Here is a 25,041-nt window from a genome sequence, read left to right on the forward strand (position 1 = left end):
ATACACGTTAAACCGGTTCAATAAGTGCAACTCAAATCATGAATGAATAATTCAGGATACAATAGAACTGTAAGTGAAAGCATTGCTTTTTAATACAGAGATCTAAGGGGGATTCACAATGATTAAGAAATCACGTGTTAAATATTTAGGTGTGGCCGCAGCGGCTTTATTAGCCGTGGCACCCGCCGTTACAACTGCAGTATCACCTGCATTTACAGGGAATAATATTTCAATAGCACAAGCCGCAGATACGACTAGTGGGGTTAGTGGAGAATTTGATTCCACTAAAGAAAATCTGATTTATGTTAAGGCTAAGTCTTATAATGAACAGGCAAAGACGGGTTCAGTATATGCTGATGCGTCTCTCAGTGGGACAGCAACGAAAAAAGTTACCGATGGCCAATTCTTTACAATAACAGGCGTTAATTTAAAAAATGGCGTTGTTTCAGCTTATCAGTTATCTGATTCAGGTGGTTCTTCAGTTTATGGATGGATACAGGCTTCCGATTTCGCTGGATTCTTTGACAAGAAGTGGGGATTTGTACCAATTCCAGGTGATCAAAATACTAAAGATCAAGTATTTAACTTAAGTACAAACCCAACGCTTTATAAAACATCTGATGGTTCAACGTTTACTGTTGCATCTCTGACACTGAACGGAAGTGGTGCAATAACTACATTTACTTCTAATACAGGTGCCACTGCTGCACCTACAGATTTGGTTGCTAAAGATCCATTGGTTGAGGCTGGAATTGACTCCAAGAATTCTTTTGTAAAGCCTAATGCTAGTACTACACCAAAGATTTATAAAGACATGCATACGTCACAAGATACCGGTGAAACCTTAGCTAGTGCAGGGCAAGTAGCCATTGGTACTGTCAAGGATGGTAATGGGAATATTGTCGCTTACAAGTTAGCTGATGGTCAGTATGTTAAAGCTAGTGAGGTTACACCAGGACCAGTACCAGTGGGGAGTTTCGTTGAAGACCCTAATATTTTAGATGGCAAATCACAAGTTGTCGCTAAGGGCTCTACAGCCCAAGTTTATTCTGATAATACAACACAAAATAAAGTAGACGGCAAAACAATTGATAATAAGACACCTCAAAAGGTCTTAGCTTATGTTCGGCCAACTGAAGGCGCAAAAGCTGTAGCTATCAAGATTGGTGACAAACAGTACGTTAAAGTTTCCGATATCAAGTATTACACTGACGCTTCTTCAGGCTTAACCACAGACACTGATGTTCCTGCTAGCAAGTCTGTTGCTAAGACCAAGGGTACGGACAAGGTTCAAGTCTATTCTGACCCTGCCGCAACCCAAGCTATGGACGGCAATATGATTACACCAGGTAATCCTTACAAGGTTATCGGGATTGTCAGTGACGCTGATGGCAACGTGGTTTCTTACATGTTGGCACCGGGTCAATACGTTAAAGCTGGCGACGTGAACGTTTCTGGTGATGGTTCTACCACTGGTAACTACACTGAATTCTTGGAAAATGGTTCGGTGAACGTTAAGAAAGACGCCACAGTATACAGTGACAACAATTTCGCCACTGCTGAAGATACGAAGATCACTAAGGGTCAAACTATTAATTACACCTCTGTCTTGAAAGCCAACGACACTGGCAAGATTTTAGGCTATGGCTTCAAGAATGGCGATCATACTTCTTATATCAAAGTTGCGGATACGGGCGATACGGTTGATACTAACTTAACCATCACCGTCGTCCCTGCTGGTACCTTGACCGTAGATTCAGCTAACAAGGCTGTCAAAGTCTATGACGATGCCGCTACTAGCAAGGATTCCGGTGCGACTTTGGATACCAGCTACAACACTTGGACCGTTACTCGCACGGCTAAGAATGCCGACGGCAAGGTTGTGGCTTATGACTTAGGTAATAACCAATGGGTCAAGGCCGCTGATGTGACTGAAGGTTCTACTGCTAGCAAGGCTACGGTTTCTGATTTGCCAACGGGCACAGCTTTGTACTCTAACTTCATTGGTGCCACGATTTACAGCGATCCTGATACCACGAAGTCCAATGGTTCTTTGAACACCAGCTACGATGAATGGTCTGCTTTCAAAGTTGCCAAGGATAGCAATGGCAATCCGGTTGCTTACGAATTAGGCAGCAACCAATGGGTTAAAGCCATGGACTTGCAATTGCAAAAGAATTTGAACGGGACCTTTGCTGCTAATGCCGGGACTGCTTTGTATAGTGCTGATGGGACTTTAACTGGCACCATTTCTACCAGCGGTTTGTACAAGGTCTTTGCCGTTACTTATATCAACGGCCATCAAGCTGTTAAGCTGGGCAACGATAGTCAATGGATTATCGCAGCAACTGGGGATTACTATCCAGCTTAAAGTGATGTTTTCAAAGCCAGGGATTGGCTGAAATGATTTTCGATAGATTTTATAATCAAGGGGCAAACCAAACTTTGCCCCTTGATTTGTACATAGGATAGTGCACCTTTGCACGAACACATAGGAGGAGAAAAAATGGGCAAGTCTAGTAAAAAAGTAAAATATTTGGGGACCGTTGCGGCAGCTTTGTTGGTTGTTGCGCCGGTGGTAACAACTAGTGTGACACCAGTTTTTGGCAGTGATGGTTTAACGCAGGTGCAAGCAGCGACAACTGCGGGGATTAATGGGGAATTTGCGTTAGAAAAGAATGATATTAATGTTAAAGGTACAGATGGTAAACCTATCTATGCGGACACAACGCTAGATCCAAAGAAGATTAGTAGTGAGCGCAGTAAAATGGGATTGCTTGACACATATAAACTAATAGGCGTTGAAATTCAAAATGGTGCAGTTCATGCTTATGAGATTTCTGATTCGAATTACAAAACGCCTTATGGTTGGATTCCAACACAGCCAGATGGGTTTTACGGATTCTATCAGAGTTGGCATTTGAATCCAGACAAGAATGATCAGACTTATCAACTAACGGTGCCAACAAATCTGTATAATCTAGAGGATGGCACGACATTTAAAGCTGCTAAATTAACATTTGATAAAAATGGCGTATTAAAATCAGTCACAGCCGATGATGGTAAGACTACAGTAGCACCAAGTACGTTAACCTCTGAAAATCCACTGTCTGAAGATGCACAAATTGATCCTGCGAATCCATATTTAAAAGTTAATGCCCAAACTGCTCAAATTTATGGTGACATGGCTACTTCTCAAGCAACTGAAGGTCAAAGAATTAACACAGATACCAAGATTGTGGCTTATGTTAAAAATTTAGATGGCAAAATTTTAGCTTATAAGATTGGTGACGAGCGTTATGTTAAAGCTGGGGATGTGACCCCTGAAGCGACACCGCTACATGAAGATACAGAGGTTTCTATGGCTAAACCTTACCTCAAACCAGTTAAGGACCCAGCTCAAATTTATGAAGATATGGCAACCACTACGCCAATTAAAGACCAAACGTTAAAAACTGATGTAAAAATTGCTGCCTATGTAAAAGATCCTGATGGCAAGATTGTGGCTTACAAGATTGATAAAGGACAGTACGTTAAAGCTAGTGAAGCGCAAGATGAATCTGTGCCATTAACGGAAGATATCAATATTGTTGCTGATAAATCATATGTCAGAACCAATAATGGTGCTAATATTCAAATTTACTCTGATGCAGCGACTACTGATGCAATATATGGGTTAGTGACAGATAAAACTCACAAAGTGCTAGCTTATGTTAAAAATCCAGATGGAAAAGTAGTGGCCTATAAAATTGCGGAAAATCGCTATCTTGCTGCTTCTGATGTATATGTAGGCGGTGCACCATTAACAGTAGATGCTAATGTTGACGCTACAAAGCCATATTTGAAGTCTAAGCCTGGAATTAGTGCACAAGTTTATGAAGATCCTGAGACAACTGTGCCAAATGGAAATCAAAAACTTATTGTAGAAACCAGAATCCAAGCCTATATTAGGGACGCTGATGGTAATATTGTGGCTTATAAATTAGGCTACGCTGGCTACGTTAAAGTCGCTGATGCGATTGAAATACCAATGCCTCTCACAGAATCAACAGATATTAAAGCTGATTTTGCTTATGTACAACCTAGATTAGGACAGTCCGCACCAATTTATTCAGATATGGCAACGACTAAAAAGACCACAGATGAGTTTATTAGTGGTAAAAAAATAATGGCTTATGTATTGTCTCCAGAAGGAGAAACAGTAGCGTATAAGATTGCGGAGAATCAATATGTTAAAACTGATGATGTATACGCAAGTGAAATTCCAACAACGAAACCTGAATTTACTGAAGACACCAATATTGACAAGGCAAAGTCCCAACTAACTGCCAGAAATACACAAGGTACGTTGATTTATCGAGATAATACTTTAAAGGATTCAAGTGGTAACTTAATAAATAATAAAACGAAATATCCAATTTTAGCCTATGTCAAAGATGAAAATGGCGTGCTTGTTGGCTATAAGATTGGAAAAAATCAGTATGTTAAAGCTGAATACGTACTAGTCTCTGGAGATGATGGCTCTACGACACCTAACACTAATACCGAAACCAACGCCACCGGTTCCGTCACCACCACTAAGGCAGCCATCCCCTACCGGGACAAAGATTTGACCATCGTCTTAGGCGCACCTGTAGCCAAGGGCTTGACCTTCACTTATAGTTCCGTGGTCAAAGATGCCAATGGCAAGATCGTGGCTTATGGTTTCAAGAATGGGGCGCTGACCACTTACTTGAAAGCTAGCGATGTGAAAGTTAATAGCGATGATTCCGGCAACAATGGCGGTAATACCGGTTCTGGTGATAACAACAATAATGGCAATACAGGCAGTGATGACAATGAGGATAACACCGGCAATACTGGCGAAGATGATACGGATGACAGTAACGATGCCAATCAGAATTTAACCATTGTCCGGATACCTAAGGGTCAAGTCACAGTGAGCACTGGCAACAAGGCGTTACACGTGTACACGGATGGGGCGACGACTAAGGATTCCGGGGCGAAGCTGGCCACGGATTATGATCTTTGGACAGTGACCCACGTGGCTAAAGACGCTGGCGGCAACGTGGTGGCTTACGACCTGGGGAACAACCAATGGGTCAAGGCCAGCGAGGTGAAGTTGTTTGCGGTGCCAAATCCAGGGGCTGACCAGACCCAGGTGGACGCTATGCCTAAGGGGACGGCGATTTATTCTAATTTCAAGAATGCCAAGATTTACAGTGATGCCGCTGCCACCAAAGCCATCGGCCGGTTGAACACCCAGTATGACGAGTGGTCAGCTTACAAAGTGTCCAAAACCGCCAACGGCAACATCGTGGCTTACGACTTGGGGAATAACCAATGGGTCAAGGCCAGTGATTTACAGTTGCAAAAGAATTTGGCTGGGACTTTTGTGGCTAAACAAGGGACCGCTTTGTATCAAGCTGATGGCACATTAGCGGGTGTCCTAGGTGCTAGCAATGCCTACCGGGTCTTTGCCGTGCGGTATATTAACGGCCATCAAGCGTTGAAACTGGGCAATGACAGCCAGTGGATCATCGCGGCTACTGGGGATTATTACCCCGCTTAAGACGCAAAAATAGCCCAGTGCAGAAGTACGCTGGGCTAAGGAGATAAAAATGTGGCGGCCGGCTGGCGTTAGATAAGTGACATGCCAAGGCAACACTTATCAGAGCCAATCGTTTAGGAGACGATGCGGATTTTTTTTAGATGATGTTTTCAGACTTGATAGGCGCGACCTTGTCATGGTGAAAGTGATTTGGCGGCCGTCAACGCCTTTATTGTAGTTCAGGCAGTTGGCCTAAGACAATCCGGCAAAGGGGTCAATGTGTCCGCAATCGTTGCGTTAGTTAAGATATTAACTGCAAAAAACAGCTTTAAAAGTAAATTAGTGTTGGCCCATGATTTTAATTGTGGGGCAACACTTTTTTTAGTGATTTGATATGATTTTGGCGCACCAAAATAGCCTAGCGTTGCGGGCGTTAGGCTATCGGCTAATGAAGTGGTAACTCATCAGGAAAGGAAATTTTTGAAGTGCTTTAAGCTACTTGTTAATTGCTGAAGGACTGTGAACAACGGTGTTCGTTGCTTGTTTTGCGGCGAAATAACTTACAGACTAATTTGAAAATAACAATATTTGTGTTAGGGACTAGTATGATGTTCGGACGGCATCAAGCGATTTCGTTTCAAAACAATAGCGCACACCGCGTAACAGCTCACTGCTAAATTGGGGCAACTCTGATGGCATACCCCCCAAGGCACAGATTGATTGGAATCAATAGAGCGACAGTTGTCTCATGCTAAAATCTAAGGTCGTGGTAGACCAGATCTTGTCACAATAATAAATGAGGATTTGGCTGACTTATAACACATGCGGTTGATTTGTTGTGTGACCCAATTTAGCCAGATTTGCCAGCAAGGCCTAGCCGCATTCGGCGTGACGGCTAGTCGCGGACAAGTAGCTTTTGTTAGGCATTCCTAACAATATTCATTGTAGCGCTCAGAATTGATTCCGTGAATGAACAGAAAGTGCCATATGTCCGGTTGGTGGGCATGCTCAGTCGGTTCAAATGGGTCATTACAAGGTAATGGTGCACACGCTGATAGCGGTTGATAATGTTAAATCATTACACTGGCGTGATAGACGCCGTGATGGTATTCTTGCAGAGATGACGTTGGGCTGTACTAAAAATAGATAAGACGTAATACGTAAAATCCAGAAGGAGGTTTCAATATGGATGATCTGTCTGCAAAAATGTCGGCAAAGGGTCAAGTTATAATTCCGGCTGAACTGCGTCGAAAATTAGGGTTAGAACCAGGAACGAAATTTACAGTATATACTGATGATCAGGATAATATTGTCTTTGCCAAGGTACCAGCGATGTCTGATTGGGGAAAAGTCTTGGCTAATATTCCAAACGAAGATGTTGCCATTGATGAGAAAGGTCATTTCGATTCTAAAAAATCGCCGAACTTTGCTCAGTGAATGAAAGAGGGCTAGTTAGTTAAGACAACTTCAAAAACCTATCATGGCTATCTAAGGGTTGCAGTAACCGTAGGACCATAGGATTCCTTGTTCCTCAGAAAAACATCTGAGGAGTAAGGATTTTTTTTGATCCACACTCACCCATAAGCAGAAGAAATCAAAGAAAACAACCAACCAGGAAAAGGAAGGTGATTGGTGGTCTAGCAGGAAATATAAATAGCCTTAGGGGCAGGTAATGATTAAATGGCAGTAGGCATTAATATTTTAATACTGTTATCGAAATGACACAAAATTGTTACTGGTTAATGATATTCTTTGGCCACATTCTAAGCTACAATTATTCTACAGCAGGTGGAGACGTTCAGCAGTTGGCAGTTTTAGGAGAATGGGGAAATTATGGGGATGTTATTTGGGGTAGCTACGGCTAAGTTAGAATTTTCGAAAAAACTTCATAACTATGGCGCAGGTTCTTCGTTATTTTATCGCGATTTTCCCACAACTGGTCCTTATACTTTAGTTACTAAGTAAAACAAGGGACTTTTGTGTGATGAAATTTGCGAATATCAAATTTAAATATGTGGGCTTGACCATGGCGGCATTATTAGCCACAGCGCCCATTACCACCACGGCTTTGACAGCGATTGCCGGGCAAAATAATCGCACGGTGCAAGCCGCAACTACCACCAGTGGGGTTACCGGAGAGTTTGCCTTCACCCCAGATAAGGCCAATGGTGCCCATTTTAACGACGGTGCTAAGATTTTTGCTAATTCGGCGTTAAATTCAGATACGGGACGGACCATTCAGGGGCCGGCAGTTTATACCATGGTTGGCGTTGCCTTGGATGCGGGGAATATCACCGCCTATCAAGTGGCTAATCCGGATGGCCAGGTAGTGGGTTGGGTAGCCGCTGCTGATTTCAAAGCTTATCTGGGCCCAGAATCCACCCACACAGTAGATTTGAGTACACCGGTGATTATGTATGCCCAGCCGGATTCCACCTGGCGCAGTGTGTCGGATATCAGCATTATCATCAAAGCTGATCCCGGGGCAGCTTTAAAAGTGAAGAGTTTTGTGCTAAATAATCGCGCCCAAATTTCCGGGGTCATCGGCACCAATAATGCCGGCACCCGGTATGCGGCCGATGTGGTGAAATTAACCAATAACAAGTAGAACCATTAGTCATTTGAGCCACTAGCAATTTGCCTGGGGACTGACAGAACGCAGGCAAGTATATTAATTATTGCAAGTTACAACTTTGAGCAGCATGCACCCCAGTCGCAAGCTTTAGGACTAGCGATGAATGTAGATGTAAGCAATTGAGCGATTCGGGTTCGTGCTAAAGTTGGCTGGCGGTGCATGTAGAAGCGTTGATACGGGAAATTTGCCTGTATTGGCGTTTTTTTGTCCGCAAAGCTTATTGGTAACTTTAGCCACAATAATTTGGTATAATTTGAGTGTTACATAAACTCAACATTGGAGGGATTTTTATGGCAGATGATCAAATTTTAGTGGTAACCACCGAACATATTCCAGGTAAAGATTACGAGGTCATTGGTGAAGTCTTTGGCTTGACCACCCAATCTAAAAACGTGTTTAGTAACATTGGGGCCGGTTTGAAGAACATTGTGGGTGGCGAAATCAAAGCCTACACTGACATGTTGCACGAATCCCGGGATGAAGCCGTTGCCCGCTTGCGTCAAGCGGCGATTGATCGTGGCGGCGACGCCGTGGTCATGATGCGCTTTGATTCTGGTTCCATTGGCGGTGAAATGCAATCCGTTGTGGCCTACGGCACAGCTGTTAAATTCAAATAATTAGTTTCAGGGACACCTGATTGGGTTTTTCAAACCCGGTCGGGTGTTTTTTTGTTTTTTTATAACAGTCGTTGTTTGATCGAAATCCCGTTATATTAGGCTTATAAGTGAGTTTAGTCTCTTTTGCAGACTAAGTTTGATACAATTAACTTATAGTGTTTATAAGTGTATTCGTAAAGGACGTGAACTGGATGAAGCGAGACAATATCGTGAAATTAGCCGTGTTAGGTCTAACGACCATTGGGCTAGTGGGCACCGCTGCTTTGATCCCCGTTAAGACCGCCGTTTCTGAAACACAACCGGTCACTTTGCGGGCAGGTAAGATCAAAACGGCCCGGGTCAAAGCTACCATAACGCCTCAAGAACCAATCCCTAGTCTGACTGCAGGTTCCCACCGCACCGTACAGCCCTGGTACCAAGCCGGCAGATATCAAAATACTTATGATGCGTTCTTAGAATAAGGTATCGTCGGGCTTTTGAAAAAAATAACCCAAAATGTGGTCATTGCTTGACTAGATTTTGCCGGTAAAAATTAACTTAAGAAAACAAAATATTTGGCTAGCAAATTAGCCAAATTAAACGTACCAAATTGAAATGAGCCTTGGTATAACAAGGTTTCAACTGCCTTAGGCGTTTGATTTCTGTTCGGAATTTCCCCGGTAACTTTGAAAAAATAAACACCAAATAAGGGCTAATATCACTGCTGTTATTTTTCGAAAACACTGTTATATCAAGCCTCAATGGCATTTTTATAAGAATTTTTTTTCGACTTGCTATACTAATTGCCATAGATAAATCAATGTTATCTATAGCCAAATTTTTTCAATCCATTAAAGGAGGACTTTACGCAATGAAAAAGACGCATAAACTCAGATTTTTAGGTGTGACGGCAGCCGCATTATTGGCAGTAGCCCCCATGGCCGCCCCAGCTATCACCACTGCCTTACCGGGCCCCCATATGGGTGTGGTCCAAGCAGCAACGGCCAATGTGACCTCTAAGTTTAATGTTCCAGCCGGTATGGACATCACCCTAGAGACCGGAGCCTTGCAGTATGACGGGCCGAATTTGCAAAATCCTGGGGAAGCAGTGGCTGACCCGAATGTGAAAATTGATGCCATTCATGTTGTGGATGGTAAAATCACGATGCTTAAACTGGTGAATACTGTCGATACCTGGGTCGCTTTCTCGGATATCCGGATGTCGACGACTTCTTTAAACTTTGTGATTGCTGAGCCGAGCGATGATGGTGAAGCTGAAACGCTGCCATTGTTGACTGCTAATGCCAATACTGTTTGGACTGATTCTGGCAATCCAGCAGTGACTAGGACGACCGATGCCGGTGTGACTGTTAAAGCTACAACGTTAGTTACTTCTGGGGGTGTCATCACCCGGGCCCTCGTGGCTGAAAATGGCCGAACTTGGTATGTCCGCGGTGCAGATTTAACCACTGATCCAGCCGCTTTGAACAATTATGAAGATGGCAATGTGGCTTCTAAGGACACCAGTGTCAGTCCGAAATATGTTTCTGGTGCCCAAGTTTACTCGGATGTGAATTTGAAGAACCCAATTGCTAACGACGTCATCAGCTATGGTACCCGGGTGCCGGTAATCGCTTATGTCCGGGATGTGAACAAAGCCATCGTGGGCTACAAACTGGCTAATGGCCGGTATGTGAAAGCCGAGCTAGTAACGCCAAATGCGGTGACCTATACCAAGGTCTACCAAAGTGGCACGGTGACCACGAAGAATCAAGCGGTCACTTACAATTACAACACTGACGGCAATGCGACCCCGACGAATAATCGGATTGGCGCCAAACAAAGCCTGAACTATGTGGCGGTGCTCCAAGACGCCAATGGGGAAATTTACGCCTATGGTTTCCGGGATACCAGTATCAATAACGATATCCCCGGCACCGACGGCTTGGTTTATGTCCGGGCTAGCGATGTGACCACCGGTGCCCCAACGAGTGATCTGACCATCACGGTGGTACCAGCCGGGACCTTGACCGTGGATTCTGGGAAGAAAGCGGTTAAAGTTTACGACGATGCGGCTACCACCAAGGATTCTGGGGCCACTTTGAGCACTGATCATGATACTTGGACCGTCACTAGAACTGCCAAAGATAAAGACGGCAAAGTTGTGGCCTATGATTTGGGCAATAACCAGTGGGTAAAAGCTGGGGATGTGACCGAACATGAAGCTGAGAAATATGAAGTGTCTGACATGCCTAAGGGGACAGCCCTTTATTCCAGCTTCCGAGCTGCAGCGATTTACAGTGACCCTGAGACCACCCAAGCCAACGGCAAGCTGAATACCAGCTATGACGAATGGACAGCCTTCAAGGTGGCTAAAGACGCTGATGGCGTGGCCCATGCTTATGACCTGGGGAATAATCAGTGGGTGAAGGCCTCAGACCTAGCTCTGGTGAAAGATTTAGGCGGGACTTTTGACGCCAATGCCGGCACACCGCTGTATAATCGCGACGGTGAGCGGACTGGCCGCATCAATACTGATGGGCTGTATAAAGTCTTCGCCGTGACCTATATTGATGGCAAACAAGCTGTCAAACTGGGGAACGATAATCAATGGATCATTGCTTCTGCTGGGGATTACTATCCTTAAGCCACAATTACCACCGGTTTAAAACTGGCCTGCCACTGGTTTTAAGCGAACCGACTTCCTAGATCAGTTATTAAGTTCTACTGCTTGCAACACATTCAGCCTAGTATGATCTTGACACCGATAAATTGCACCATCTGCAACTACCTTTTCAGCAACACCATCCTAATATGTGACACGTCAGTCCAAGCTGGCGTGTTTTTTTGGGTCATCTGAAACAAGGGATGGCATACACGTCCGATAATTAAGCTATAATAGAATTAGACATTTAAAATTAGGAGGTTTTAATTGATGAAAAAAGTTCAATTTGGTTTATTGGCGGCAACTGCGTTATTAGCAGTTAGCCCAGTGGTTGCTGTTTTGGGAACACCCACTGTGCACGCGGCGGCGATTCCACCAATTACCACCCCTGGGCCGGAAGTGCCCACCAAACCAATCACGGATAGCTATACCTTGGTGGACTATACTGACGGCACCACAGTGGATACCCATAAGCAGGCCGTAACGATCTATCAAGACCCTAAGATGACCCGGGATACCGGTAAAAAGCTGAGTACGACCCAAGCAATTTGGACGCCCACCCAAGTGGCCCGGGATAGCAATGGCGTTGCTGTATCTTATAACTTAGGGGATAATCAGTGGATTGCTGCCAGTGGGGTCACCGTGATCAAGGGCACGCCAGATACCGATTTAACGGTTGCCAAATATACCAGCAATGACCCACTATATAGCATTGGCAGTGCCGTGACGGTTTATAGTGATCCGGACACCACCAAAGCCAGCGGCACCTTAGCCACTGGTGTGACGGAATGGCAAGTCAACCGTACCGCTGCTGACCCCAAGACTGGGACCATTGTCGCCTATGATTTGGGCAAGAACCAATGGGTAAAAGCCAAGGACTTGAGTGCGCAAAAGGCATTATCTGGGACCTTTAATGTCAACGCCGGTACGCCATTATTAGCCGATGATGGCAGTCAAGTAGACACCATTGCAACTAGCGGCAGCTATCAAGTTATTGCCGTCAGCTATTTTGATGGCCAGCAAGTGTTGAAATTAGCTGAAAATAACCAATGGGTCCAAGCCACTAAAGGGGCTTTTTACCCAGCCTGAACAATATGCTAGAATAAGACTAGGATCTAGTTGATAGATAAGACAATCTTTTCGGTAGTGACGAAGAGGTTGCCTTATTTTTAATGGTTACAATTATATGAAGAAATAGAGGGCAAATATGTTACAAGCAATTGATGTGTCAACCAAAATGGCTGATTATGAATCACTAAAACAACTGTATTTACGGGCTTTCCCCCGAGAAGAACGTTTTCCGTTGTTCTTTTTGATCCGCCAGACTAAAAAAGCCGGCATTCGCTTTCAAGCTTGGTATGATGGCCCAACTTTTGTGGGCTTGACCTATATTATTACTTACCAAGGGATGACGTATCTGTTATTTTTGGCGGTGAATGATCAAATTCGCTCTAAAGGCTATGGCAGCCAAATTTTAAAAGCCATTGCCAAGATTTACCGAGGCAATACCATCACTTTATTGATGGAAGAAGTAGTAACAAGTGCCCCTAATTATCAACAACGACTGAAACGGCAAGAATTCTACTTTAAAAATGGTTTTCGGGATAGCCGCCACACCACGGTGGAATATGGGGTGAAGTATCAAATGTTAGTATTAGGGTCTGATTTCACCGCCAAACAATACCGGGATTTGTTCATTTACTTTGTGGGACCCTTTGTTTACCGCTTTTACGGCACGGATGTGGTGTAATAGTTCCAAGCTAGTTTTAAAAAGCTAGGGGAGTGGTAATATTTCCCGGGAAATTTTAAGCAATGATCGGGGATTTGACGGCTATTTTGAAGCTGACAACCAGTTTGACTTGTTGCGCAACAGCTAGCGTTATGTTGTGACTTTATTACAAGCAAGTGGCTTTCAAAGACCCCATTTTTCAGGTTGTTTGCAATCATATTACAGTTTCGTGAATGTGAATTTTCCATGACGAGAATATGTTATTGTTGTAGCTAGAGTTGGGCCGATATTTTTAAAAAAGCATGTTATTTTCTAAACATGCACCAGGTCCCTAAAAGATTTGGCAGTTACGCTTATTATAGGAATTTAGGAGAATTTATAGATGAAGATGAAGAAGTCAAAGCGCGTCCTGGTTTCGCTATTTAGTGCGGCTTTATTAGCTGGCGCGGGTAGCTTTGTGACCAATGAAGTACAACAACAACATGACCCCCAAGCCGGTAAGGTGCAGGCGGCCAGTTATATCAATGATTACATTAACAGCCAACAATTTGGGAATCCCCAAATCACCACTTATAACTCCAGCTTCACCAATTATTTTGGGTATGAAAACGGGGTGGGCCGTCCTGAAGGTATCGTGGTCCATGAAACGGCCAACCCAAATTCCACCATTGATGGGGAAGTCAGCTACATGATGAACAACTGGAATTCCATTGGCGCTTATGTCCATGCCTTTGTGGACCACAGTCGCATCATCAATATTCACCCTACGGATTATGCCGTTTGGGGTGCTGGGCCCCAAGCCAACAAGCGCTTTATTCAAATTGAATTAGTTCGGGAACATAGTACGGATAACTTTGCCCGCTCCATCAACAACGATGCTTACTACGTGGCTTATTTGTTGAAGCAATATGGACTTTATCCATCTTTAGCTGACAATACCGGTAGTGGCACGGTTTGGTCTCATAACGCCGTTTCTTATTGGTTGGGTGGGACCAACCATACGGATCCCGTGGGCTACTTCAGCCAATGGGGTTATGACATGAACCAATTCTATGCCATGGTTGAACAAAAATATGGCGAGCTCACCGGCAATGGCGGTGGTGGCGGCACCGTTGCCCCAAGTTACGATTCCCCAACGTCTATTTCTGATGTTTCCAAACGAGCCGTGGTCCATGGTAACGCCAATAACGGCGTGTATTATTTGGTGAATAATCAATTCCAACCATTTGGGACCAGCATGGATTATGATGGCCAGCCTTATGATGTCTATCAAATCGCTAAGACCAAAAATGGTGTGGAAATGGCTTTGATTGGTAGCGGTGGTACCCCAGCGCTTTGGATCAATGCCAAGAACTTGGAATATACTTCAGCAGACAAAGTTAAAGACCAAACCAGCTTTGTGGGCACAGCTAAAATGAACCCTAACGTGCAAACTTATTACTATATAAATGGTGGCTTCACCGGTGCGGATCGCTTTGGCAATCAGAACGTGAAGATTCAACAACGTATCACTACCACTGACGGCAAAATTTACTACCTGGTTCAAACTAACCGGGATTTACGTTGGGTCCGCAACTATGACTTAAGTGGCATCACCCAAGATAAAATCACCAACCATGACACTTATAATGGCACGGCTTGGCTGAGCAACGGTCAGACTTATTACTTTAATGGCAGTGGCTTTGATGCTGCCGATGATTTTGGTGGCGAAAATGTGACCCTCCAACAACGTATCCAAACTCAAAGTGGAGCCATGTATTATTTGGTCAGCACGAGTCATGGGGATCGTTGGGTCCAATCTAATAGCTTATCCAACATTGTCTCTGATGCCATCCAATCCATTGACAACTTTGGTGGCACGGGCTCGATTGGCAGTGATACCCAGACGTATTACAACGTTAACGGCATCATGACCAAAGCCGATATCCAAGGCAAAACCAGTGATCCAATTACCAAAGTGGCTAAAACTAGCAATGGCAAGACCTTCTACCTATTTACCCGGGCGGATGGCGATTGGCGCTGGATCAATGCCGACGATGTGACTTTAAACTAATACAGTTTAATCAGTAAAATGAGACAGATGCACAACCCAAAAGGGCGGTGCATCTGTTTTTTAATGGCCATTTTAGGGCGGTCAAAAGCTGATTATGAATGTTTTTTAATCTAAAATAATTAAATCTCATATTCTTAAAATATTCATATTGTAGAATGGATATCGGTGAACTTTCAGATAACATTTCCTATCATTCTTGTTTTAATAACCGGTTAATCAAAGCCAGCAGAGTTGTTATTTAAGGAAGTAAGCGTTTACATAAATCCTGAGATATGATAAGTTGGCGGTGTTACGAAATAAATAGTTTGTGAAAGGATGGTTCCAGTGACTAAAGAATACGGCTTCTCAACGCAACAGATTCATGCAGGACATCTTAAGAATAGTGCAGGGGCTTTGACCAGTCCAATTTATCAGTCCTCCACGTTTGTGTTTGATAATGCCCAACAAGGGGCGAATCGTTTTGCGGGCGAAGAAGACGGCTTCATTTACACCCGCCTGGGGAATCCCACGGAACAAGAGATCGAATTGAAATTAGCAGCCTTAGAAGGCGCAGAAGCAGCCTTATTTACAGCCTCGGGGATGGGCGCTATCAGTGCCACCATGCACACCTTTTTACAAAGTGGCGACCACGTGATTTCTTCAGAAGTGGTTTATGGCTGTACCCATGCCTTGTTTGATGAAGGTTTGCGGAAATATGGCATTGATTTCGCTTTTGTGGATACCACTAAAACAGACGCCATCGTCAAAAATATCAAACCTAATACCAAAATGATTTACATAGAGACGCCCGCTAACCCAACCTTAGACATCTCGGACATTCAAGCAATTGCGGCCATTGCCCATGAACATGACTTATTATTCGTGGTGGACAATACATTTTGTACCCCATATCTACAACGGCCCATTGAATTAGGGGCTGATTTAGCGGTTTATTCGGCGACTAAATACATCAATGGTCACGGCGATGTGGTGGCCGGGGCCGGGACTGGGAAACAAGATATGATCGACCAAATTCGCATGGTGGGCTTAAAGGATATGACCGGTTCGGTGATTTCCCCATTTGATGCCTTCTTAGTGAATCGGGGCATGAAGACCTTGAGCTTACGCATGGACCGCCATGTGCAAAATGCCCAGAAGATTGTTGAATTCCTGGAAAGTGAAGCTAAAGTGCAACAGATTTTTTATCCCGGCAATCCTAACTTTGCGGGTTATGCCGTGGCCCAACAACAAATGAGCCAGCCGGGGGCGATGATTGCTTTTGATCTCAAGGGTGGCCGGGCTGCTGGGGAGAAATTCATTAATTCCGTTGAATTAATGTCCTTGGCGGTGAGCTTAGGGGATGCGGAGACCTTGATCGAACATCCCGCCAGCATGACTCACTCCACTTATTCCGAAGCTGATTTGAAACAAGCTGGGATTTCCCAAGGCTTGATCCGGGTTTCGGCGGGCTTAGAAGACGCGGCAGACCTGATCAACGATATGGCCCAAGCCTTCGCAAAGTTGGATACGGTTATCCCGGTATCCTAGGTTGGATGTGATGAATAATGAAAGATGATGTCACAACAGATAAGGGGAATTTCATTGGCCTAGTGCCCTTGATTTTCTTCTTAGCCCTTTATATTGGTTCCGGGATCATCACCAAAAATTTCGATTCGATGCCGTTACTGGTTGCCATGGTCATGGCCTGCATGTTGGCCTTTGCCTTAAAGGGGGACAACAAACAGGACAAGTTTGAAGACAAGCTGAAGGTATTTTGTAAGGGGGCCGGGCAAGAGACCATGATTTTGATGATCGTGATCTTTATGCTGGCGGGGGCCTTTTATTACGTCACCAAGTCCATGCAAGCCGTGGACACCATGACCAACATTGGCCTGACCTTCTTGCCCAAGCGGTTTCTGATTCCCGGGATTTTCATCCTGGGCTGTATCATCAGTTTTGCCATGGGGACTTCCATGGGCACCGTGGCCGCTTTGATGCCCGTAGCCGCCAACATTGGACAAATGGCCGACATCAGCATGCCTCTGCTAGCCGGTGTGGTGGTGGGGGGCGCCTTGTTCGGGGATGACTTATCCTTGATTTCCGCGTCAGCCATCATTTCCGCTAAGACCCAGGACGTGAGCATTTTTGCTAAGTTTAAGACCAACGCCATCATTGTGACCCCGGCTTTTATTATCACCGTGTTGCTGTTGATGATTCCCCACGTGGGGGTCATTTCCCTGACCAGCCTGGGGCATATTCAATGGATCAAAGCCTTGCCCTATGTGGTGGTGATCGTGGCCTCGTTTTTAAATATCAATGTGCTGATGGTCCTAATTTTAGGCATTGTGTCCGCCGTGGTGATTGGCTTAGTGGGTGGTGACTTTACGGTGATTCAAGCTATGGGCGCCATTCACAAAGGCATGCTCTCCATGGCTGATGTGAGTTTTATCTCCATCATCGTGGGCGGCTTGGCCAGCCTCATGACCCATATGGGCGGGGTAGCCTGGTTGCTGCACAAAATCACCAAACGGGTCCGGGGACCTATCGGCGGTAAGATTTCCATTGCCTCGCTAATTTTATTGTTAGATGTGATCACCACTAATAATACGGTGTCCATCATGATCGCCGGCCCCATCGCCAAGAAATTGAGCAAAGCTTACAAGATCTCCCCATCCTATACCGCCAGTATTTTAGATATTTATGCCTGTATAGGCCAGGGGATGATTCCTTACGGGGCCCAGCTGCTGATGGCAGCGTCCATTGTGGGGGTATCTGCGGCGGCTATTGTGCCGTATAGCTGGTATTGCATGGTATTATTCGTGGTTTCCACCATTTTCTTATTCACGAAATTCTCCCCCCGTGATAAACTGGATGAGGCTAGTGCAAAGGTCGCCGAAAAAGCGGCTGAACCCAAGCCGGCCAAAGCCTTAGATACGCTTTAAAGTTTCTGAAAATTGATAAAAAAGGACAGAATGAATCATGACAAAAGTTGCAATTATTGGTATTGGCCACGTGGGCAGTACCGTGGCTTATACCTTAGTAGCCCGCCAGTTATGTGATGAATTGGTCTTATTAGACCAAGACAAAGACTTAGCGGAAGCTGAAAAACAAGATTTACTCACCGGCCAAGTGGGTCGCACCGGGGCCGTGGCTATTACCGCCTCCAAACCGGAAGAATTAGGCAGCTGTGATTTGATTATTTTTGCAGCTGGGGATATCACCATTTTGCAAAACAACACGGACCGGTTTGCGGAATTGACTTATACCCGCACCACCGTGGAACAATGGGCGCCAATTATTAAAGCGGCTAATTTTAAGGGTGTGATTTTAAACATCACCAATCCGTGTGATGTGATCACCCAATATATGCAACAACTCACCGGCTTTTCTAAAAACCGGGTCCTGGGTACCGGGACGACTTTAGACACGGCCCGGATGCAATTAGTCGTGGGCAACCACTTTGGGGTTAGTCCTAATGCCATCACCGGTTATGTACTAGGTGAACATGGCAATTCTCAATTCGTAGCTTGGTCTGGGGTCCGGGTGGGCAGTGAAGATATCACCAAACTCAGTGATGCCAACACCTTGGCCGGCTTTGAAGATGCGGCTAAAGCCGATGCTTGGCATACCATTAAAGCCAAGGGTTATACCTCTTATGGGGTAGCCGATCAAGCGGCCATCGTGGCGGAAGCTATTTTGAAAAATAGCAAGCTGATTTTGCCAGTGACCCATTATAATGAAGCGGTGGCTTGTTACCTAGGTCATCCCGCGATCATCGGCAAAGATGGCATTATCGCCAGCACCGAATTGACCCTGACTGCCGTGGAACAACAACGGTGGGTTCAATCGGCTAATAAAATCAAAGACATGTTTGGCACGCTTTTTGTGGCGGCCAGCTAATTGGCAACTCGGAAGACAAAATCAGTGAATTTTGTCTTCCTTTTTTTAAAAAGTGGTCGTTGCGCAAGCGAATTGCATTTCAAACCGAGGCAACGGCCCAATTTATTATGGCAGAACAAAAAAATTTTTTTGGTATAAATAACTTGCAGTTGGTGGGAAAATCAGGCAAACTAAGAAGTGTTCTCATTAAAACTTAATCTTTTAGAGGAGAGGGACCAAAATGTATAAACGCTATAAAGAAGTGTCGTTGATTTTAAAAATTGTGATCGGGATTATTGTGGGGGCAATATTAGGGATCGCCGTCCCGTCCTGGTCGTTTATTGATATTCTGGGGAAACTATTCGTCGGTGCTTTGAAAGCGATTGCGCCATTGTTAGTCTTTTTCTTAATTATGTCCGCTATTTCCAAGTATCGGCCGGGGGCCAAGAACCATTTTGGCACTGTCATTATTCTTTACCTTAGTGCCACGCTGTTCTCATCCATGGCGGCCGTTGCTGCTTCCTATATGTTCCCCATCAAATTGGTGTTGCCTGGCGCTATGAAAATCGCCGAAAGTGCCCCCAAAGATTTGGGCACCGTGGTCACGGGTTTACTGACCAACGCCGTTTCCAATCCCATATCGGCTTTGGTTGAGGGGAATTACTTAGCGATTCTTTTCTGGTCCCTGTTGATTGGGTCCGGCCTGCGTATGACCAGTAAAGCCACCAAGCATGTGGTGTCAGAACTGTCTGAAGCTATCAGTTCTGTGGCTCAAAACGTCATCCAATTTGCCCCTTTTGGGATCGTGGGGCTGTTGCACGAATCTCTGAGTAAAACTGGGATCAAAGGGGTCATGGCTTACGGCCAAGTGCTGCTTTTATTAGTGGGTACCATGGCTTTTGTTTACCTGGTGGTGTATCCGTTGATGGTTTGGGTGATGACGCGCCAAAATCCGTATCCATTGACCTTCTGGACGTTGAAAACCAGTGGGATTCCGGCCTTCTTCACCCGAAGTGGCGCCGTGAATATTCCCATCAACTTGAAAGCTGCTAAAGACCTGGGTTTGAATGAAGAAAGCTATGCCATTTCCATTCCCCTAGGCGGTTCGGCTAACTCTGGGGGCGCGGCCATCACCGTGTCCATCATGACCTTAGCTGCCGCCAATACCATGGGCGTGCAAGTTAGCATTTTCTTAGCCTTACTCCTATGTTTCATGTCAGCCATTGCTTCCACCGGGGTTTCCGGGATTGCCGGGGGCTCCTTGCTACTGATTCCTATGGCCGCCTCGTTATTCGGAATTTCCAACGACATTGCCATGCAGGTCGTGGGTATCGGTTTTATCATCGGGGTGGTCCAAGACTCCGTGGAAACGGCCGTTAACTCCGCCTCTGATTTACTGTTCACCGCTACCGCTGAATATGCCGATAGTCGCAAAGAAGGTAATCCCGTTGACATTCGGGCGGCCATCAAAGCGGCCGGCAACGGCAAGCGCAAAGCCGGTGTGCCGGATGAAGTCAGTCAACCTGTGGAAAGTGAACGAATTTAGTCATAAACTTTGTGAAAATTTACAATGTATTTTGAAAGACAAAATCTGCGGATTTTGTCTTTTTTACTGGCTTGAAAATTTCATTGCTAATTTAAAATAGCTTCGCATCAAGGCTTTCAGGGTGTTTTCAATTTGGCAAGGGTAGCCATTTTAAAACCTTGTGCTAGAATGGGGGTCGAATAGATGTTACAGAATTTTTACAAAGTAGGTTTGTTGATAAGGAAGTGTTTTGATTTTGCCAGCACAAGCAAAAGAAAAAGCCGCTCGGACCTATGCCCAAGAGGATTTAGACCAAGTGTTTCACGAATTTGATTCCGGCCAGAGTGGCTTGAGTTCCAAACAGGCGATTAGTCGCCTCAAGCATTTTGGGGCCAATACCATTCAAAAGACCCAACAAGAAGCTCAGTGGAAGATTTTTTTGAAGAACTTCACCAGCCTCATGGCCATTTTGTTGTGGGTCAGTGGCGTCATCGCCATTGTTTCTGGCACGTTGGAATTGGGGATCGCCATTTGGTGTGTGAACATTATCAATGGTTGTTTCAGTTACTACCAGCAGCACGAGGCCCAAAAGGCCACGGATTCTATGTTGGCCATGTTGCCCACTTATACCGAGGTTTACCGGGATAATAAGTTGCAGCAATTGGACTCGAAAAATCTTGTGCCCGGGGATGTTTTCATGCTCACGGCCGGGGATGCGATTCCAGTGGATGCCCGGATTTTGCAGGCCACGTCCTTACAAGTTGATGAGTCGGCCTTGACCGGTGAATCAGTGCCAGAATCTAAAGAGGAAAAGTATGCCCCCGGGGAGGGCCAGTTTGCTGAAACCAACATGGTTTATGCCGGCACCTCAGTGGTCAATGGGACTTGTAGTTGTTTGACCATTGCCACGGGGATGAACACGGAATTTGGCAAGATTGCCCAGTTGACCCACGCTCAAAAGAAGGTGGCCAGTCCGCTACAAATTGAGTTAAATCGCTTAACCCGCCAGTTGTCCATTATTGCCTTTGGCATTGGGGCTGCCTTTTTCCTAGCTTCCATTTTATTTGTCCATTATGCCCCGGCCAAGGCCTTTATTTTCGCCTTGGGGATGATCGTGGCCTTTATTCCAGAAGGATTACTGCCCACGGTGACTTTGTCCTTAGCCCAAGGGGTCAAGCGCATGGCTAAAAAGCATGCCTTGGTGAAGGAATTAAATAGTATTGAAACTTTGGGGGAGGCCACGGTGATTTGTTCAGATAAAACCGGGACCTTGACCCAAAACCAAATGACCGTCAATCATATTTGGACCAAAGCCAACACTTATACGGTCAGTGGCCAAGGCTACGCTGTTAACGGCAAGGTCCAGCTCAATGACCAAGACGTGGCTTACAAAGATTATCCAGATTTAAAACAAGCGTTATTGATTTCAACCTTAGATAACGAAGCTAAAATTCAAGCTGATCCTAAAAATCCCGGCCAGCAAAAAATCGTCGGGACTCCTACGGAACGGGCATTGATGGTCACGGCCTTAAAGGCGGGCTTTGATATCGAAGCGGCTTTAAAGGCCCAACCTAGATTGCAGGAATGTCCCTTTGATTCCCAAAGAAAGCGTATGACCACCATTCATCCAGCAACCAATGGCCAAAAATTGGTTTTGGTCAAAGGGGCTTTAGATGGCATGTTGCCTTTATGTGACCAGATTCAAACCGATGGTAAGCAACAGGAAATAACCGACGCCGATGTCAAACAGATTCAAGGGGCCAATGAACACTTTGCCGCCCAGGGTTGGCGTTCGCTTGCCTTGGCTTACAAAGTGGCTGATGACCCTCAAGCGAAGGTCAGTACTTCTGCGGCCGAGTCCCATTTGATTTTCGTAGGGCTAGAAGTCATGTCTGATCCCCCAAGAGCTGAAGTTTATCAAGCCGTTCAAAAGTGTCACGATGCCCGGATTCGCATCATCATGGTCACTGGGGACAGTGCCTTGACGGCCAAATCCATTGCCGTGAAAATCGGCATCACTGGCGACAACGCTCGAGTGGTCACCGGGGATGAATTGCATAAAATGACCGATGATGAGTTGAAAATTGCCTTGAGCGGTCCTGTGATTTTTGCCCGGGTGGCCCCGGAACAAAAGTACCGTATCGTCTCTAATTTGCAAGCCCGGGGTGAAGTGGTGGCTTCCACGGGGGATGGGGTCAATGATGCCCCTGCCTTGAAGAAAGCCGACATTGGCATCGCCATGGGCAAGATGGGTACCGATGTGGCCAAGGATGCCGCCGATATGATTTTGACCGACGATAACTTTGCTTCCATCGTGGCCGCCATCGAAGAAGGCCGAGCCGTTTACAGCAACATTCAAAAGTTCTTGTTGTATATCTTAAACTCCAATATGCCCGAAGCCGTGCCTTCTGCCTTGTTCCTGTTCACCCGAGGCGCGATTCCCCTACCTTTGACCGTCATGCAAATCTTGACCGTTGATCTAGGGACAGATATGCTGCCAGCTTTAGGTTTAGGGTCGGAGCGGGCAGAACCTGACGTCATGAAACAACCGCCACGGCCGAGAAAAGCCCATTTGTTGCGGAAGAATATTGTTTGGAAGGCCTTTGGTTGGTATGGCTTAATGGCCAGCACCATCTCTAGCTTTGCTTACTTTTATACCAATTTCCAACTGGGGCGGACCTGGACAACTTTGGCCACCAGTGGTCCCATCTATCGGGAGGCCACGACCATGACCTTAGCGGCCATCGTCTTCTCCCAAATCGCCGCTGTCTTGAATTGCCGGACCCAACAATTGTCCGTCTTCTCCATTGGTATTTTTAGCAATAAGCACGTGTGGTTTGGGATTGCCTTTGAGATCGTGTTGTTGGCCGTTTTGATCTACACCCCATTTTTACAAGGGGTCTTCAACACCACCGGCATCGGGTTGCGGGAATGGTTGTTCCTGATCTGCATTCCAATTCCATTGTTCTTAATTGAAGAATACCGCAAGTACTTGAGTCGCAAGCTATTTGCCCACCGGAACAAGTTGTATACCCAATCGGCGGTACAACATTAGGTGTGACTGTTTGATTTAAAATTAAAAGCTCTTCAGTAAGTCCTTAAAACGGCTATGCTGAAGGGCTTTTTAGCTGGCTAGCAAACTGAAAAATAAAGTTACTTGTCAGTATATAATACTTTGCAATAAAAAGTATTTATGCTATATTTTAATTGAAAAATAAGTTGGTTAGAACTAACAGATAAGTGTGGTTAATGATGATGAAAAATTATCGACAACAGTTAAAAAAAGGCATTATGGCAACCGTTATTCTGAAAATTATTGCCAGCAAAACCACTTACGGCTACGAGATCATTAAGGCCCTGCGGCAATACCAAACCTTAGTGACCAAAGAGGGCAGTCTTTACCCGATTTTATATCGTCTGGAAGATGAGGGCTTGATCACCAGCGATTGGGTGCTGTCTGATAATAGTAAAAAGCCCCGGAAGTTTTATACCATTACGGCCAGCGGGCGCACCGAGTTAAAACAGGTGAGTGCGGAGTGGCAGTTGTTTGCCAGTGAAGTGAGTGCAGTATTGCAAGATGGGAGTGAGCAAAATGGATAAAGCCCAATATTTACAAGCGTTAACCGATAATCTGCGGGTAACCCCAGAACTGCAGGCTAAAATTGTGTTGGATATTGGTAGTGAAATTGATGCGGTTTTAGAAGAAGGCACTAGCTTTGCGACGGTCATGCAAGATTTGGGAACCCCAGAAAAATTGGCAGCTGATTTTAATAGACATTATGTGACGGATGAACAAATCGCATATTTTGAGTATAAAAGTAACCCCGCCAGTAATTTTCCTTTGATCCATTTGGTCATCCCCAATCGCAAACGGAATAAATTGTTACATCCCGAAAAACTCCCCACTGCTAAGGGCGTGATTGCCATCGGCCGCAATGCTCAAGGCATCATTGCCTTGGGATTCTTTGCCCGGGGGATCATCAGCCTAGGCTTGTTGAGTATTGGCCTATTTTCCATCGGTATTTTGAGCATCGGCTTAGTGGCTTTGGGGACAATTGTGGTGGGTGGTCTGTTGGCCGGCAACATCGCCCTAGGTGTTTTGACGTTGGGTAATATTGGCTACGGGTATGCCGCCTTGGGTAACATTGTGGCCGGGCAATATACCATGGGTAATATTGCCGCCGGTAGTTTTAAAGTTACTTTGAGCAACAATCCGACGCTGGCAGAAATTCAAAACGGCCTGCAGACCATGATGACCCAAACCAAGGATGGCAGTCTCGCCCACTGGTTTTTCACCAGTTTAAATCACGTGACCGCCAATCCAGTGGTGGTGAGTTTACTGGGGACTGGGTTCTTGCTTTTAATTATTGTAATTTTACTGGTGACTTATCTTAAAAATATGCGCCATCTTGAGCCTCGCTAAATCTCA

The 25,041-nt window shown here is 45.3% G+C and carries 17 protein-coding genes; all 17 read left to right on the plus strand.

Going from position 1 to position 25,041, the window contains the following annotated elements:
• Positions 1 to 118 precede the first annotated feature (118 nt).
• The 17 genes from FC83_RS01975 to FC83_RS02060 all read left to right on the plus strand — a co-directional run bounded on the left by FC83_RS01975 (position 119) and on the right by FC83_RS02060 (position 25,035).
• The gene (locus FC83_RS01975; RefSeq protein ID WP_035452838.1) at positions 119 to 2,371 is read left to right on the plus strand and encodes a hypothetical protein; all 2,253 of its coding nucleotides are present in this window, start codon (positions 119 to 121) and stop codon (positions 2,369 to 2,371) included.
• Between the two features lie 135 nt (positions 2,372 to 2,506).
• Complete coding sequence (locus tag FC83_RS01980) at positions 2,507 to 5,572, plus strand: hypothetical protein (protein ID WP_035452840.1); 3,066 nt, start codon at positions 2,507 to 2,509, stop codon at positions 5,570 to 5,572.
• Between the two features lie 1,164 nt (positions 5,573 to 6,736).
• The gene (locus FC83_RS01990; protein WP_035452845.1) at positions 6,737 to 6,988 is read left to right on the plus strand and encodes an AbrB/MazE/SpoVT family DNA-binding domain-containing protein; all 252 of its coding nucleotides are present in this window, start codon (positions 6,737 to 6,739) and stop codon (positions 6,986 to 6,988) included.
• A 547-nt stretch (positions 6,989 to 7,535) separates the two neighbouring features.
• Complete coding sequence (locus FC83_RS01995; RefSeq protein ID WP_035452847.1) at positions 7,536 to 8,159, plus strand: hypothetical protein; 624 nt, start codon at positions 7,536 to 7,538, stop codon at positions 8,157 to 8,159.
• A 317-nt stretch (positions 8,160 to 8,476) separates the two neighbouring features.
• Complete coding sequence (locus FC83_RS02000) at positions 8,477 to 8,803, plus strand: heavy metal-binding domain-containing protein (protein ID WP_035452849.1); 327 nt, start codon at positions 8,477 to 8,479, stop codon at positions 8,801 to 8,803.
• A 191-nt stretch (positions 8,804 to 8,994) separates the two neighbouring features.
• Positions 8,995 to 9,264 carry a hypothetical protein gene (locus FC83_RS02005; RefSeq protein WP_035452851.1) on the plus strand — a complete coding sequence of 90 codons (270 nt, stop codon included), beginning with the start codon at positions 8,995 to 8,997 and terminating at the stop codon, positions 9,262 to 9,264.
• Between the two features lie 389 nt (positions 9,265 to 9,653).
• The gene (locus FC83_RS02010; RefSeq protein WP_057002319.1) at positions 9,654 to 11,429 is read left to right on the plus strand and encodes a hypothetical protein; all 1,776 of its coding nucleotides are present in this window, start codon (positions 9,654 to 9,656) and stop codon (positions 11,427 to 11,429) included.
• Between the two features lie 288 nt (positions 11,430 to 11,717).
• Positions 11,718 to 12,536, plus strand: coding sequence for a hypothetical protein (locus tag FC83_RS02015; RefSeq protein ID WP_035452855.1), 819 nt, complete (start codon positions 11,718 to 11,720; stop codon positions 12,534 to 12,536).
• Positions 12,537 to 12,654: 118 nt separating this feature from the next.
• Positions 12,655 to 13,197, plus strand: a complete 543-nt coding sequence (locus FC83_RS02020) for a GNAT family N-acetyltransferase (protein ID WP_052004637.1) — start codon at positions 12,655 to 12,657, stop codon at positions 13,195 to 13,197.
• 361 nt (positions 13,198 to 13,558) lie between these two features.
• Positions 13,559 to 15,229 carry a peptidoglycan recognition protein family protein gene (locus FC83_RS16985; RefSeq protein ID WP_052004639.1) on the plus strand — a complete coding sequence of 557 codons (1,671 nt, stop codon included), beginning with the start codon at positions 13,559 to 13,561 and terminating at the stop codon, positions 15,227 to 15,229.
• Positions 15,230 to 15,553: 324 nt separating this feature from the next.
• Positions 15,554 to 16,756: a methionine gamma-lyase gene (gene megL / locus FC83_RS02030; RefSeq protein WP_200868854.1), complete on the plus strand. Its 1,203-nt coding sequence runs from the start codon at positions 15,554 to 15,556 to the stop codon at positions 16,754 to 16,756.
• 17 nt (positions 16,757 to 16,773) lie between these two features.
• Positions 16,774 to 18,150 (plus strand): Na+/H+ antiporter NhaC family protein, encoded by a 1,377-nt coding sequence (locus tag FC83_RS02035; protein WP_057002320.1) that lies wholly within the window; start codon positions 16,774 to 16,776, stop codon positions 18,148 to 18,150.
• A gap of 37 nt (positions 18,151 to 18,187) precedes the next feature.
• Positions 18,188 to 19,108, plus strand: a complete 921-nt coding sequence (locus FC83_RS02040) for a lactate/malate family dehydrogenase (protein WP_035452859.1) — start codon at positions 18,188 to 18,190, stop codon at positions 19,106 to 19,108.
• A gap of 220 nt (positions 19,109 to 19,328) precedes the next feature.
• A complete protein-coding gene (sstT, locus tag FC83_RS02045; protein ID WP_057002321.1) occupies positions 19,329 to 20,633 on the plus strand; it encodes a serine/threonine transporter SstT in 1,305 nt (434 codons plus the stop codon).
• Positions 20,634 to 20,868: 235 nt separating this feature from the next.
• Positions 20,869 to 23,667, plus strand: a complete 2,799-nt coding sequence (locus tag FC83_RS02050) for a cation-translocating P-type ATPase (RefSeq protein ID WP_057002322.1) — start codon at positions 20,869 to 20,871, stop codon at positions 23,665 to 23,667.
• A 236-nt stretch (positions 23,668 to 23,903) separates the two neighbouring features.
• Entirely contained in the window at positions 23,904 to 24,212 is a 309-nt protein-coding gene (locus tag FC83_RS02055) for a PadR family transcriptional regulator (RefSeq protein ID WP_161633800.1), read from the plus strand.
• The gene (locus FC83_RS02060) at positions 24,205 to 25,035 is read left to right on the plus strand and encodes an HAAS signaling domain-containing protein (protein ID WP_052004647.1); all 831 of its coding nucleotides are present in this window, start codon (positions 24,205 to 24,207) and stop codon (positions 25,033 to 25,035) included. The genes FC83_RS02055 and FC83_RS02060 overlap by 8 nt, the downstream gene beginning before the upstream one ends.
• Positions 25,036 to 25,041: the final 6 nt, after the last annotated feature.

The organism is Agrilactobacillus composti DSM 18527 = JCM 14202 (assembly GCF_001436375.1).
GTDB lineage: Bacteria > Bacillota > Bacilli > Lactobacillales > Lactobacillaceae > Agrilactobacillus > Agrilactobacillus composti.